At 64.0% G+C, this 13,069-nt stretch carries 11 protein-coding genes; all 11 read left to right on the top strand.

Annotated elements, in window-relative coordinates:
* Positions 1-61: 61 nt before the first annotated feature.
* Positions 62-751, top strand: a complete 690-nt coding sequence (locus AC1TXO_RS19120; protein WP_486403182.1) for an ABC transporter permease — start codon at positions 62-64, stop codon at positions 749-751.
* Positions 748-1,446, top strand: coding sequence for an ABC transporter permease (locus AC1TXO_RS19115; RefSeq protein ID WP_486403181.1), 699 nt, complete (start codon positions 748-750; stop codon positions 1,444-1,446). The genes AC1TXO_RS19120 and AC1TXO_RS19115 overlap by 4 nt, the downstream gene beginning before the upstream one ends.
* A 22-nt stretch (positions 1,447-1,468) precedes the next feature.
* On the top strand, positions 1,469-2,233 hold the full coding sequence (locus AC1TXO_RS19110; protein ID WP_486403180.1) for an ABC transporter ATP-binding protein: 765 nt from the start codon (positions 1,469-1,471) through the stop codon (positions 2,231-2,233).
* 90 nt (positions 2,234-2,323) lie between these two features.
* A complete protein-coding gene (argR, locus tag AC1TXO_RS19105; protein WP_486403179.1) occupies positions 2,324-3,304 on the top strand; it encodes a transcriptional regulator ArgR in 981 nt (326 codons plus the stop codon).
* Positions 3,305-5,333: 2,029 nt separating this feature from the next.
* Positions 5,334-6,554 carry an acetylornithine transaminase gene (locus AC1TXO_RS19100; RefSeq protein WP_486403178.1) on the top strand — a complete coding sequence of 407 codons (1,221 nt, stop codon included), beginning with the start codon at positions 5,334-5,336 and terminating at the stop codon, positions 6,552-6,554.
* A 147-nt stretch (positions 6,555-6,701) separates the two neighbouring features.
* Positions 6,702-7,721: an arginine/ornithine succinyltransferase subunit alpha gene (aruF, locus tag AC1TXO_RS19095; protein WP_486403177.1), complete on the top strand. Its 1,020-nt coding sequence runs from the start codon at positions 6,702-6,704 to the stop codon at positions 7,719-7,721.
* A 64-nt stretch (positions 7,722-7,785) separates the two neighbouring features.
* A complete protein-coding gene (gene astA, locus AC1TXO_RS19090) occupies positions 7,786-8,814 on the top strand; it encodes an arginine N-succinyltransferase (protein WP_486403176.1) in 1,029 nt (342 codons plus the stop codon).
* Complete coding sequence (astD, locus tag AC1TXO_RS19085; RefSeq protein ID WP_486403175.1) at positions 8,811-10,277, top strand: succinylglutamate-semialdehyde dehydrogenase; 1,467 nt, start codon at positions 8,811-8,813, stop codon at positions 10,275-10,277. Before astA ends, astD begins: the two co-directional genes overlap by 4 nt.
* 22 nt (positions 10,278-10,299) lie before the next feature.
* Positions 10,300-11,649 carry an N-succinylarginine dihydrolase gene (astB, locus tag AC1TXO_RS19080; RefSeq protein ID WP_486403174.1) on the top strand — a complete coding sequence of 450 codons (1,350 nt, stop codon included), beginning with the start codon at positions 10,300-10,302 and terminating at the stop codon, positions 11,647-11,649.
* 15 nt (positions 11,650-11,664) lie between these two features.
* Positions 11,665-11,955: a topoisomerase II gene (locus AC1TXO_RS19075; protein WP_486403173.1), complete on the top strand. Its 291-nt coding sequence runs from the start codon at positions 11,665-11,667 to the stop codon at positions 11,953-11,955.
* 11 nt (positions 11,956-11,966) lie between these two features.
* Positions 11,967-12,974 carry a succinylglutamate desuccinylase gene (astE, locus tag AC1TXO_RS19070; RefSeq protein WP_486403172.1) on the top strand — a complete coding sequence of 336 codons (1,008 nt, stop codon included), beginning with the start codon at positions 11,967-11,969 and terminating at the stop codon, positions 12,972-12,974.
* Positions 12,975-13,069 lie beyond the last annotated feature (95 nt).

The following is a 13,069-nucleotide window of genomic DNA, read 5'->3' as shown; positions in this document are numbered from 1 at the left end:
AACAGCAGAAGCTCTGAGGTTTGCACCATTTTTCATTCCCAAGTCCTGAGGAATCCCAATCATGTTGAAAGGCTACGGGGCAGTCATCCTCGAGGGGGCGTGGCTGACGTTGCAGCTCGCCCTGTCGTCGATGGCCCTGGCCATCGTTCTCGGCCTGATCGGCGTGGCCCTGCGGTTGTCGCCGGTGCGCTGGCTGGCCTGGCTGGGCGACCTGTACTCCACGGTGATCCGTGGCATCCCGGACCTGGTGCTCATCCTGCTGATCTTCTACGGCGGCCAGGACATCATCAACCGGGTCGCGCCGCTGGTGGGCTACGATGACTACATCGACCTGAACCCGATGATCGCCGGTATCGGCACCCTGGGCTTCATCTTCGGCGCGTACCTGTCGGAAACCTTCCGCGGTGCCTTCCTCGGTATCCCCAAGGGCCAGGCCGAAGCCGGTGCGGCCTACGGCATGAGTGGCCGCCAGGTGTTCTTCCGCATCATGGTGCCGCAGATGATCCGCCTGGCCATCCCGGGCTTCACCAACAACTGGCTGGTGCTGACCAAGGCCACTGCGCTGATTTCCGTGGTCGGCCTGCAGGACATGATGTTCAAGGCCAAGCAGGCGGCGGATGCCACCCGCGAACCCTTCACCTTCTTCCTGGCGGTGGCGGCGCTGTACCTGGTGCTGACCAGCGTCTCGCTGCTGGCGCTGAAGTATCTCGAGAAGCGCTACTCGGTGGGCGTAAAGGCGGCTGAACTATGATCTTCGACTACAACGTCATCTGGGAGGCCATGCCGCTGTACATCGGCGGTCTGCTGACCACCCTCAAGCTGCTGGCGCTGTCGCTGTTCTTCGGCCTGTTGGCGGCGGTGCCGCTGGGTCTGATGCGGGTGTCGAAACAGCCGCTGGTGAACATGACTGCCTGGCTCTACACCTACGTGATCCGCGGCACGCCGATGCTGGTGCAGCTGTTCCTGATCTACTACGGCCTGGCCCAGTTCGAGGCGGTGCGTGAAAGCGTGTTCTGGCCGTGGCTGTCGAGTGCGACTTTCTGCGCTTGCCTGGCCTTCGCCATCAACACCAGTGCCTACACCGCCGAGATCATCGCCGGCAGCCTCAAGGCCACGCCCCACGGCGAGATCGAGGCGGCCAAGGCCATGGGCATGTCGCGCATGAAGATGTACCGGCGCATCCTGCTGCCCTCGGCCCTGCGCCGGGCGCTGCCGCAGTACAGCAACGAAGTGATCATGATGCTGCAGACCACCAGCCTGGCGTCGATCGTCACCCTGATCGACATCACCGGTGCCGCGCGCACGGTCAATGCCCAGTACTACCTGCCTTTCGAGGCCTACATCACGGCGGGCGTGTTCTACCTGTGCCTGACCTTCATCCTCGTGCGCCTGTTCAAGATGGCCGAACGCCGCTGGCTCGGCTACCTGGCGCCGCGCAAGCACTGACCGCTCTGTGAGAATCGACAGCATGTACAAACTCCAAGTCCAAGACCTGCACAAGCGCTACGGCAGCCATGAGGTGCTCAAGGGCGTCTCGCTCGAAGCCAAGGCAGGCGACGTGATCAGCATCATCGGCTCGAGCGGTTCGGGCAAATCGACCTTCCTGCGTTGCATCAACCTGCTGGAACAGCCGCATGCCGGCAAGATCCTGCTCAACAACGAGGAACTCAAGCTGGTCGCCGGCAAGGACGGTGCGCTCAAGGCCGCCGACCCCAGGCAGCTGCAGCGCATGCGTTCGCGCCTGTCGATGGTGTTCCAGCACTTCAACCTGTGGGCGCACATGACCGCGCTCGAGAACATCATCGAGGCGCCGGTGCATGTGCTGGGCGTGAGCAGGAAGGAAGCGCTGGAGAAGGCCGAACATTACCTGGCCAAGGTCGGCGTGGCTCACCGCAAGGATGCCTTCCCCGGGCACATGTCCGGCGGCGAGCAACAGCGTGTGGCGATCGCCCGTGCGCTGGCCATGGAGCCTGAGGTGATGCTGTTCGACGAGCCGACCTCGGCGCTCGACCCGGAGCTGGTCGGCGATGTGCTCAAGGTCATGCAGTCGCTGGCCCAGGAAGGCCGCACCATGGTGGTGGTCACCCATGAGATGGGCTTCGCCCGCGAGGTGTCCAACCAGCTGGTGTTCCTGCACAAGGGGCTGGTGGAGGAGCGCGGCAATCCGCGTGAGGTGCTGGTCAACCCGCAATCGGAGCGCCTCAAGCAGTTTCTCTCCGGCAGCCTCAAGTAAAGGCTGCCTTCCTGCACCAGAATAGGGCATGCTGCGCAGCGAGCGCGGCATGGCCTGCGCCACTCGACTTCAGGTTTCGGACCGTAGCCTATGACCACCCAGCGAATCGGATTTCTTATCTGGCCCGGCACCAAGCCGCTGACCCTGGCCCTGGCCGAGGAAGTGCTGCAGGTGGCCCAGCGGGTGCATCCTGATGTGGTCTACGAGCTGGCGTACCTGCAGGCCGAGCCGCTCGAGGAGGGTGCCTGGCGCTTGCCGGGCGAGCCCTGGAACGGTCGCCTGGAGGGTTTCCAGAAGCTCCTGCTGCTGGCCGACGAACCGCCACTGGCCGTGGGTTCGGCGTTGTCGGCGGCGCTCAAGCACCTGGCCCGCAGCGGCTGCATGATCGGCGGGTTGTCGGCCGGCGTCTATCCGCTGGCCCTGCTCGGCCTGCTCGACGGTTACCGCGCGGCGGTGCACTGGCGTTGGCAGGACGACTTTGCCGAACGCTTCCCCAAGGTGATCGCCACCAGTCATCTGTTCGACTGGGACCGCGACCGCCTGACCGCCTGTGGCGGCATGGCCGTGACCGACCTGCTGCTGGCGGTGCTGGCCCGTGACCACGGGGCGGAGCTGGCGGGTGCGGTGTCCGAGGAGCTGGTGGTCGAACGGATTCGTGAGGGCGGTGAGCGCCAACGCATTCCCCTGCAGAATCGCCTTGGCTCCAGCCATCCGAAGCTGACCCAGGCGGTGCTGCTGATGGAGGCCAACATCGAGGAGCCGCTGACCACCGACGAGATTGCCCAGCATGTCTGCGTGTCGCGTCGGCAGCTGGAGCGGATCTTCAAGCAGTACCTCAATCGCGTGCCGAGCCAGTATTACCTGGAGCTGCGGTTGAACAAGGCGCGGCAGATGTTGATGCAGACCAGCAAGTCGATCATTCAGATCGGCCTGTCGTGCGGGTTTTCTTCCGGGCCGCATTTCTCCAGTGCCTATCGCAATTTCTTTGGTGCTACGCCGCGGGAAGATCGTAATCAGCGGCGTAACAGCAGTCCGTTCGAGTTGAGTTCGGCGCCTGCCGAGAAGGGTTGAGTCAGCGGCTGTTTCTGATCTTGAGCTTGATCTTGCTTCTAGTGAGCTGCATGAATCGTGTGAATATCCATTTGCCAAGGTGAGGCTCAATCACCTTTCCGCCCTTACGGCGGGTCCCTTTTTGGAGCCCCAAAAAGGAACCAAAAAGGGCTGGCTCCCACATACGGCCCTCCGCTTCGCTCCGGGTCCCCTCGCTACGGCGTCTTCCGGGCCCATCGCCGCTACGGTTTGCTGCGCAAACACTTCGCCTGGCGACTTCGGCTGACGCCGAAGGGCGCTGCGCGCCTGGCCCTCCAGACGCCTACGCTCGGCCTCCTGAGGTCGCGATTTGTGGCGCCTGAACTATCACGCACTTAGAAGCAAGATCAAAGGCGAGTGTGGTGGGATTGAAACGAGGGCTCATCAAACCTCCCTGTCGTACTTGGCTGCTTGATGGGGCCTTCGATTCTTCACTTCTGTGTTCGCGGCCTGGCCGGATAAGAGCTGTTGCTGTTGCTGTTGCTGTTGCTCTGGCTTCTGCGTGCGCGATGGATCAGACACCACAAGGTGCGACCTCAGGAGGCCGAGCAGAGGTGCCTGTAGGGCCAGGCGCGCAGCGCCCTTCGGCGTAGCCGAAGTCGCCAGGCGAAGTGTTTGCGCAGCAAACCGTAGCGGCGATGGGCCCGAAAGGCGCCGGCGCGAGGGGACCCCGGAGCGTAGCGTAGGGGCCGTATGTGGGAGCGAGGCGGTTTTGGTTACTTTGCCCGCGAGCAAAGTGACTCGCTGTAAAAGCGAAAAGGTGATTGAGCCTCACACTGGCAAACGGATATACACACGGTTTTCGCATCATCGCGCTTTTTTAGCCGCTTTGAGGCGAGGCGCATGGCTGCATGAATGGAGTGAATATCCGTTTGCCAGGGTGAGGCTCAATCACCTTTCCGCCCTTACGGCGGGTCCCTTTTTGGAGCCCCAAAAAGGAACCAAAAAGGGCTGGCTCCCACATACGGCCCTCCGCTTCGCTCCGGGTCCCCTCGCTCCGGCGTCTTACGGGCCCATCGCCGCTACGGTTTGCTGCGCAAACACTTCGCCTGGCGACTTCGGCTGACGCCGAAGGGCGCTGACGCGCCTGGCCCTCCAGACGCCTACGCTCGGCCTCCTGAGGTCGCGATTTGTGGCGCCTCAGCTATCGCGCGCTTAGAAGCAAGATCAAAGGCGGGTCAGGTGGGATTGAAAAGAGGGTTCATCGAACCTCCCTGCAGTACTTGGCTGCTTGATGGGGTCTTCGATTCTTCACTTCTGTGTTCGCGGCCTGGCCGGATAAGAGCTGTTGCTGTTGCTGTTGCTGTTGCTTCTGAGTGCGCGATGGATCAGACACCACAAGGTGCGACCTCAGGAGGCCGAGCAGAGGTGCCTGTAGGGCCAGGCGCGCAGCGCCCTTCGGCGTAGCCGAAGTCGCCAGGCGAAGTGTTTGCGCAGCAAACCGTAGCGGCGATGGGCCCGGAAGGCGCCGGCGCGAGGGGACCCGGAGCGAAGCGGAGGGCCGTATGTGGGAGCGAGGCGGTTTTGGTTACTTTGCCCGCGAGCAAAGTGACTCGCTGTAAAAGCGAAAAGGTGATTGAGCCTCACACTGGCAAATGGATATTCACACGATTCATGCGGCTCGCTTCAAAACTTTTAAAGCTATATCCGCTTGCCAGTCAGGCACCTACGCTCAGGCCTCCTGAGGTCGCGAGTTGTAGCGCCTGAGCTATCACGCGCTCAGAGGCAAGATCAAAAGCAACGGCAAGAGCAACGGCAAGACCACAAGCCCGGTCGGCCTCAGGATCGAGGCCAGCAACGCCAAGTTGTGAACACCCGTTCTCCGAACCCCCGCCTACCGGTACACTGCGCGATTGCGACAGTGTTTGTCGCATTGCCGAAAGCCTTGGCAAAACAGGGTTTGGCGCTGTAACAAGTTGTCGCCTGGCAGCAAGGACAGGCGCCGATCAGTCCTTACAATCCCCCCATCGCTCGCCACTTCCAGGCCAGCGTTCCTCTTCAGGAGACTCAGATGTCCGTTGAGCAAGCCCCGGTGCAACGTGCCGATTTCGACCAGGTCATGGTCCCCAACTACTCCCCGGCGGCGTTCATTCCTGTTCGAGGCGAGGGCTCCCGCGTCTGGGACCAGTCGGGCCGCGAACTGATCGACTTTGCCGGCGGCATCGCGGTGAACGCCCTGGGTCATTGCCATCCGGCACTGGTCAAGGCACTGACCGAACAGGCCAACACCCTCTGGCACGTGTCCAACGTCTTCACCAACGAGCCGGCCCTGCGCCTGGCGCACAAGCTGGTCGATGCCACCTTTGCCGACCGTGCCTTCTTCTGCAACTCCGGCGCCGAAGCCAACGAGGCCGCCTTCAAGCTGGCCCGTCGTGTCGGCCATGACCGCTTCGGCCCGGAAAAGCACGAGATCATCGCCACCGTGAACAGCTTCCACGGGCGCACCCTGTTCACCGTCAGCGTCGGCGGCCAGCCCAAGTATTCCGACGGCTTCGGTCCGAAGATCACCGGCATCAGCCATGTGCCGTACAACGACCTGGAAGCGCTCAAGGCGCAGATTTCCGACAAGACCTGCGCCGTGGTGATCGAGCCGATCCAGGGCGAGAGCGGTGTGGTCCCGGCAGACAAGGCCTACCTCGAAGGCGCGCGCAAGCTGTGCGACGAGCACAACGCGCTGCTGATCTTCGACGAAGTGCAGACCGGTGTCGGCCGCACCGGCTCGCTGTATGCCTACCAGCACTACGGCGTCACCCCGGACATCCTCACCAGCGCCAAGAGCCTGGGCGGCGGGTTCCCGATCGGCGCCATGCTGACCACCACCGAACTGGCCAAGCACCTGGCCGTTGGCACCCATGGCACCACCTACGGTGGCAACCCGCTGGGCTGCGCCGTGGCCTGCGCCGTGCTCGACGTGATCAACACCCCCGAGACGCTGGACGGTATCAAGACCAAGCACGAACGTTTCAAGACCCGCCTGGACAAGATCGGCCAGGACAGCGGCCTGTTCACCCAGGTGCGCGGTGTCGGCCTGCTGATCGGCTGCGTGTTGAGCGAGGCCTGGAAAGGCAAGGCCAAGGACATCCTCAACGCGGCCGAGAAAGAAGGCGTGATGGTGTTGCAGGCCGGTCCTGATGTGGTTCGCTTCGCCCCGAGCCTGGTGGTCGAGGACGCTGATATCGACGAAGGCCTGGACCGCTTCGAGCGTGCCGTGGTCAAGCTGACCCAGGGCTGATCGGCCTGCGGTCCCGTCACCGGCGTGGTGTTGCACCGCGCCGGTGATACCTGAATTCCAGTGCGGGTGCCTGCTTGCCCAGGCAGCGTGGCGCCCGCCGTTCTTCCGTGCCGACCGGGTCGGCCCGTATTCCAAAGGAGTGACACCATGCTGGTGATGCGCCCCGCGCAAATGGCGGATCTGAACGAAGTGCAGCGCATGGCTGCCGACAGCCCCATTGGTGTCACCTCGCTGCCCGATGATGCCGGTCGTCTGGGCGACAAGATTGCCGCTTCGGAAACGTCCTTCGCTGCTGAGGTCAGTTTCAACGGTGAGGAGAGCTATTTCTTCGTGCTCGAAGACAGCGCCACCGGCAAGCTCGCCGGTTGCTCGGCCATCGTTGCTTCGGCCGGCTATTCCGAGCCGTTCTACAGCTTTCGCAACGAGACCTTCGTGCACGCCTCGCGCGAGCTGAAGATCCACAACAAGATCCACGTCCTGTCGTTGTGCCACGACCTCACCGGCAACAGCCTGCTGACCAGCTTCTATGTGTTGCCGGAGCTGGTTGACAGCGGCTTTGCCGAGCTCAATTCGCGCGGGCGCCTGCTGTTCATGGCCGCGCACCCCGAGCGCTTCGCCGACTCGGTGGTGACCGAGATCGTCGGCTACAGCGACGAGCAGGGCGAGTCGCCGTTCTGGGATTCGATCGGGCGCAACTTCTTCGACCTCAACTACGCCGATGCCGAGCGCCTGTGCGGCCTGAAGAGCCGGACCTTCCTCGCCGAGCTGATGCCGCACTACCCGATCTACGTGCCACTGCTGCCCGACGAGGCCCAGGAAGCCATGGGCCAGGTGCACCCGCGGGCGCAGATCACCTTCGACATCCTCATGCGCGAGGGCTTCGAGACCGAGCACTACATCGACATCTTCGATGGCGGTCCGACCCTGCACGCGCGCACGTCGGCCATTCGCTCGATTGCCCAGAGCCGCGTGGTGCCGGTCAGGCTCGACGACACGCCGGTCAAGGGTGGGCGCCCGTACCTGGTGTGCAACGGCCAGTTGCAGGATTACCGCGCCGTGCTGCTGGAGCTGGACTGGGTGCCGGGCAAGCCGGTGGCACTGAGCAATGAAGCGGCCGACGCCCTGGGTGTCGGCGAAGGTGGCAGCGTCCGTCTGGTTGCCGCCTGAGCCTGGGTGCTCCGCTGGCAAGCGCGATTCGCGGCAGGCAGAGGCCGCCGCACAAGGAGATAGCATGATCGTTCGTCCTGTACGCAGCAGCGATTTACCCGCGCTGATCGAATTGGCACGCAGCACCGGTACCACCGGGTTGACCACGCTCCCGGCCAATGAAGAGCGCCTGGCCCGTCGTGTCGGCTGGGCCGAGAAAAGCTTCAGCGGCGAAGCCGAGCGCGGCGACACCGACTACCTGTTCGTGCTGGAAAACGATGAAGGCCTGGTGGTCGGCATCAGTGCCATTGCCGGCGCGGTCGGCCTGCGCGAGCCCTGGTACAACTACCGTGTCGGCCTGACCGTCAGCGCCTCCCAGGAGCTGAACATCTACCGCGAGATTCCGACCCTGTTCCTGGCCAACGACCTGACCGGCAACTCCGAGCTGTGCTCGCTGTTCCTGCGCAGCGATTACCGCAGCGGGCGCAATGGCCACCTGCTGTCGAAGTCGCGCATGTTGTTCATCGCCGAGTTCCCCGACCTGTTCGGCAAGAAGATCATCGCCGAAATGCGCGGCATGTCCGACGCTGCCGGTCGCTCGCCGTTCTGGGAAAGCCTGGGCCGGCACTTCTTCAAGATGGAATTCAGCCAGGCCGACTACCTCACCGGCGTGGGCAACAAGTCGTTCATCGCCGAGCTGATGCCAAAATTCCCGCTGTACACCTGCTTCCTGTCGGAGGCGGCGCGCAGCGTCATCGGCCGTGTGCACACCGATACGGAACCTGCGTTGGCGATGCTCAAACGCGAAGGTTTCAGCTATCAGGGCTACGTCGACATCTTCGACGCAGGCCCGGCGATCGAGTGCGAGACGGCGAAGATCCGTGCCGTGCGCGACAGCGAAACCCTGGTGCTGGCCGTCGGCACGCCGGGTGACGACGCCACCCCCTACATCATCCACAACCGCAAGCGCGAAGACTGCCGCATCACCGCAGCGCCGGCGCGCCTGGCGGCCGGCACCCTGGTGGTCGATCCGCTGACCGCCAAGCGCCTGCGCCTGGGCGTCGGCGACAATGTCCGCGCCGTGCCGCTGACTGCACCCCGGGAGGCCCAATGATGACCACGCACTACATCGCCGGACACTGGCAGGCCGGCCAGGGTGAAGCCCTGCAATCGCTCGATCCGGTCAGCCAGGCCGTGGTCTGGACAGGGCAGGGCGCGACATCCGCCCAGGTCGAGACTGCCGTGCAGGCGGCGCGCCAAGCGTTTCCCGCCTGGGCGCAACTGAGCCTGGAGGCACGCATCGCCGTGCTCGAAGGCTTTGCCGACCAACTCAAGTCCAGCGCCGACGAACTGGCGCGCTGCATCGGTGAGGAAACCGGCAAGCCACTGTGGGAATCGGCAACCGAAGTCACCAGCATGATCAATAAGGTGGCGATCTCGGTGCAGAGCTACCGCGAGCGGACCGGCGAGAAGAGCGGCCCGCTGGCCGATGCCACCGCCGTGCTGCGACACAAGCCCCATGGCGTGGTGGCGGTGTTCGGCCCCTACAACTTCCCTGGCCACCTGCCCAACGGGCATATCGTGCCGGCGCTGCTGGCCGGCAACTGCGTGGTGTTCAAGCCCAGCGAGCTGACGCCCAAGGTCGCCGAGCTCACGGTCAAGTGCTGGATCGCCGCCGGCCTGCCCGCCGGCGTGCTCAACCTGGTGCAGGGCGCGCGCGAAACCGGTGTGGCGCTGGCCGCCAACCCGGGTATCGACGGGTTGTTCTTCACCGGTTCCAGTCGCACTGGCAACCTGCTGCACCAGCAGTTCGCCGGTCGCCCGGACAAGATCCTGGCGCTGGAGATGGGTGGCAACAACCCGCTGGTGGTCGATGAGGTCAAGGATCTGGACGCGGCGGTCTACACCATCGTCCAGTCGGCGTTCATCTCTGCCGGGCAGCGTTGCACCTGTGCCCGTCGCCTGCTGGTCCCGCAGGGCGCCTGGGGTGATAAATTGCTCGCGCGCCTGGTCGAGGTCAGCCGCACTATCAGCGTCGGCGCCTTCGATCAGCAACCTGCTCCCTTCATGGGCTCGGTGATTTCCCTGCAGGCTGCCGCTGCCTTGCTCGCGGCGCAATCCGCGCTGCTGGCCAAGGGCGCGCAGGCGTTGCTGGAAATGACCCAGCCGCAGTCCGGCGCCGCCTTGCTGACGCCAGGTATTCTCGATGTGACTGCAGTTGCCGATCGACCGGACGAAGAGTTCTTCGGCCCGCTGCTGCAGGTGATCCGCTACAGCGACTTCGACGCTGCGATCGACGAGGCCAACGCTACCCAGTACGGCCTGGCGGCCGGGCTGCTGTCCGATTCGCGCGCCCGCTACCAGTATTTCTGGCTGCGCAGCCGCGCTGGCATCGTCAACTGGAACAAGCAACTGACCGGCGCCGCCAGCAGCGCGCCGTTCGGTGGCGTGGGCGCCAGTGGCAACCACCGCGCCAGCGCCTATTACGCGGCCGACTACTGTGCCTACCCCGTGGCCTCGCTGGAGACCGCCAGCCTTGCCCTGCCGGCGACCCTGACGCCGGGCGTCACCCTATAACAACAGGTCTCGGAGCTAGCCGATGAAATCCCATGAAGTGAATTTTGATGGCCTGGTGGGGCCGACCCACAACTACGGTGGCCTCTCGTACGGCAACGTGGCCTCGCAGAGCAACAGCCAGCAGCACTCCAACCCGCGTGAAGCCGCGCGCCAGGGGCTGGCGAAGATGAAGGCCCTGATGGAAATGGGCTTCACGCAAGGCGTGCTGGCCCCGCAGGAGCGACCGGATGTGGCTGCCCTGCGCCGCCTGGGTTTCACCGGCAGCGACGCCGAGGTGATCCGCCGTGCGGCCAAGGAGGCCATGCCACTGCTGGTCGCCAGTTGCTCGGCCTCGAGCATGTGGGTGGCCAACGCCGCCACCGTCAGCCCCAGCGCCGACACTGCAGATGGTCGCGTGCATTTCACCGCAGCCAACCTCAACTGCAAGTACCACCGCAGCATCGAGCACCCGACCACCAGCCGCGTGCTGGCGGCGATGTTCGCTGACGAGCGGCATTTCGCCCATCACCCGGCGTTGCCGGCGGTGGCGCAGTTCGGCGACGAAGGCGCGGCCAACCACACGCGTTTCTGCCGTGCCTATGGCGAGCCTGGCGTGGAGTTTTTCGTCTACGGCCGCAGCGCCTTCGATGCGCGCTATCCGTCGCCGCAGAAGTACCCGGCGCGCCAGACCCTCGAAGCCTCCCAGGCGGTGGCCCGCCTGCACGGGCTGAGCGAGGACGGCGTGGTCTACGCTCAACAGAACCCGGCGGTGATCGACCAGGGCGTGTTCCACAACGACGTGATCTCGGTGGGCAACGGCGAGGTGCTGTTCTACCACGAGGACGCCTTCCTCGAGACCGACACGGTACTCGGCCAACTGCAGGCTAAACTGGCTGCAAAGGGCGGCAACTTCCAGGCGATCCGCGTGCCGCGTTCGGCGGTGACGGTAGAGGATGCAGTGCGTTCCTACCTGTTCAACAGTCAGTTGCTGTCACGTGACGATGGTTCGATGCTGCTGGTGGTCCCTGAAGAGTGCCGCAACAACGAGCGGGTGTGGAGCTACCTGGGCCAGTTGACCGGTCAGCAGGGTGTGGTCAGGGAGGTCAAGGTGTTCGACCTCAAGCAGAGCATGCAGAACGGCGGTGGCCCGGCTTGCCTACGCCTGCGCGTGGCCCTGAAGGAAACCGAACTGGCGGCGGTCAACCAAGGCGTTATCATGACCGCCCCGTTGTACGACACGCTGGTGCAGTGGGTCGACAAGCATTACCGCGACCGCCTGGGCGAAGCTGATCTTGCCGACCCGCAGTTGCTGGACGAGTGCCGTACGGCACTGGATGAGCTGACCCGGATCCTGAATCTGGGCTCGGTGTATCCGTTCCAACGCCAACCTTGAGAGAGAGAACTTGCAATGTCCGATGCCCTGCGCCTGATCCTGGAAGATGAAGACGGCACCCAGCTGGAAACCTCCTGCACCCGTTTCGCCGTTGTCTGGCAAGGCAAGGAAGTGTGGATCCAGCAGGATGGCCGCGGCCAGCTGCTGATCGGTGTCGATGTCGAGGAAGGCGACAGCGAGTACGCCAACTTGCTGCTGCGCCCGATGGCCACCAACCTGGTCAGCCTGCAACTGGAGATGGAGCCTGCCGAGGTCGATGAAGACGACGACCACGTGCATGGCCCGGACTGCGGTCACCACCACTAAGGAAGCGCCCTATGCTCGCCCTCGGCAAACTGCTTGAGCTGACCCTGACCGATCACGAACCGGCCGAGAAGACCCAAGTGACCCCCAAGGGCGTGCGCTTGCGCTGGCTGGGGGAGGGCGCGCTGGAGGTGCGTCCGGCCGAGGCCGAGGATTGCGGGCTCGACCTGCTGCTCTCGGCAGGGATCCATGGCAACGAGACCGCACCGATCGAGTTGCTCGAGCGCCTGTTGCATGGCGTGGCCAAGGGCACGATCCAGCCGCGCGCACGGGTGCTGTTCCTGTTCGGCAATCCGGCGGCGATCCGCAAGGGCGAGCGTTTCATCGAGCAGGACATCAACCGCCTGTTCAACGGTCGCCATGAACTGTCCAGTGGTTTCGAGGCGCTGCGCGCTGCGGAGCTGGAGCAGTTCGCCCGGGTGTTCTTCAGCAAGCCTGAGCGCACCCGCCTGCATTACGACTTGCACACGGCCATCCGCGGCTCGAAGATCGAGCAGTTCGCGCTGTATCCGTTCAAGGAAGGGCGCAAGCATTCGCGCCGCGAGCTGGCACGCCTGGCTGCGGCAGGCATGGAGGCGGTGCTGCTGCAGAGCAAGTCGTCGATCACCTTCAGCGCCTTCACCTACGAGCAGCTCGACGCTGAAGCCTTCACCCTGGAACTGGGCAAGGCCCGTCCGTTCGGGCAGAACGAACAGGTCAACCTCGACAAGCTCGAAGCACGGCTGATTCAGCTCATCGAGGGGAACGAGCCCGAGATCGGGCACAACCTCGATGGTCTGCAGCTGTTCAGCGTTGCCCGTGAAATCATCAAGCACAGCGACAGCTTCCACCTGCACCTGCCGGCGGACATCGAGAACTTCTCCGAGCTGAACAAGGGCTATCTGCTGGCCGAAGACCTGGCCGAGATGCGCTGGGTGGTCGAGGAGGAGGGTGCGCGGATCATCTTCCCCAACCCCAAGGTCAGGAATGGCCTCAGGGCAGGAATCCTGATCGTGCCGGATTCCGGGCAGCGCCTGGGCTGAACCAGCGATCCCTGTGGGAATGATTTCATCCGCGAATGCGGCCACAGGGTTTGGATCCCATCGCTCATGAAATCCTTTTAATTCCCCGCCTATTC

The sequence above is a fragment of the Pseudomonas sp. FA117 genome, from assembly GCF_057370475.1.
Note: the sequence above shows the minus strand (reverse complement) of the source record. Positions and strands in the feature narration are given on the sequence as shown.

What these genes read in the sequence shown, in the direction of transcription:
- AC1TXO_RS19120 (WP_486403182.1), top strand. Translation starts at nt 62, where the DNA reads ATGTTGAAAGGCTACGGGGCAGTCATCCTCGAGGGGGCGTGGCTGACG.
- AC1TXO_RS19115 (WP_486403181.1), top strand. Translation starts at nt 748, where the DNA reads ATGATCTTCGACTACAACGTCATCTGGGAGGCCATGCCGCTGTACATC.
- AC1TXO_RS19110 (WP_486403180.1), top strand. Translation starts at nt 1,469, where the DNA reads ATGTACAAACTCCAAGTCCAAGACCTGCACAAGCGCTACGGCAGCCAT.
- argR (WP_486403179.1), top strand. Translation starts at nt 2,324, where the DNA reads ATGACCACCCAGCGAATCGGATTTCTTATCTGGCCCGGCACCAAGCCG.
- AC1TXO_RS19100 (WP_486403178.1), top strand. Translation starts at nt 5,334, where the DNA reads ATGTCCGTTGAGCAAGCCCCGGTGCAACGTGCCGATTTCGACCAGGTC.
- aruF (WP_486403177.1), top strand. Translation starts at nt 6,702, where the DNA reads ATGCTGGTGATGCGCCCCGCGCAAATGGCGGATCTGAACGAAGTGCAG.
- astA (WP_486403176.1), top strand. Translation starts at nt 7,786, where the DNA reads ATGATCGTTCGTCCTGTACGCAGCAGCGATTTACCCGCGCTGATCGAA.
- astD (WP_486403175.1), top strand. Translation starts at nt 8,811, where the DNA reads ATGATGACCACGCACTACATCGCCGGACACTGGCAGGCCGGCCAGGGT.
- astB (WP_486403174.1), top strand. Translation starts at nt 10,300, where the DNA reads ATGAAATCCCATGAAGTGAATTTTGATGGCCTGGTGGGGCCGACCCAC.
- AC1TXO_RS19075 (WP_486403173.1), top strand. Translation starts at nt 11,665, where the DNA reads ATGTCCGATGCCCTGCGCCTGATCCTGGAAGATGAAGACGGCACCCAG.
- astE (WP_486403172.1), top strand. Translation starts at nt 11,967, where the DNA reads ATGCTCGCCCTCGGCAAACTGCTTGAGCTGACCCTGACCGATCACGAA.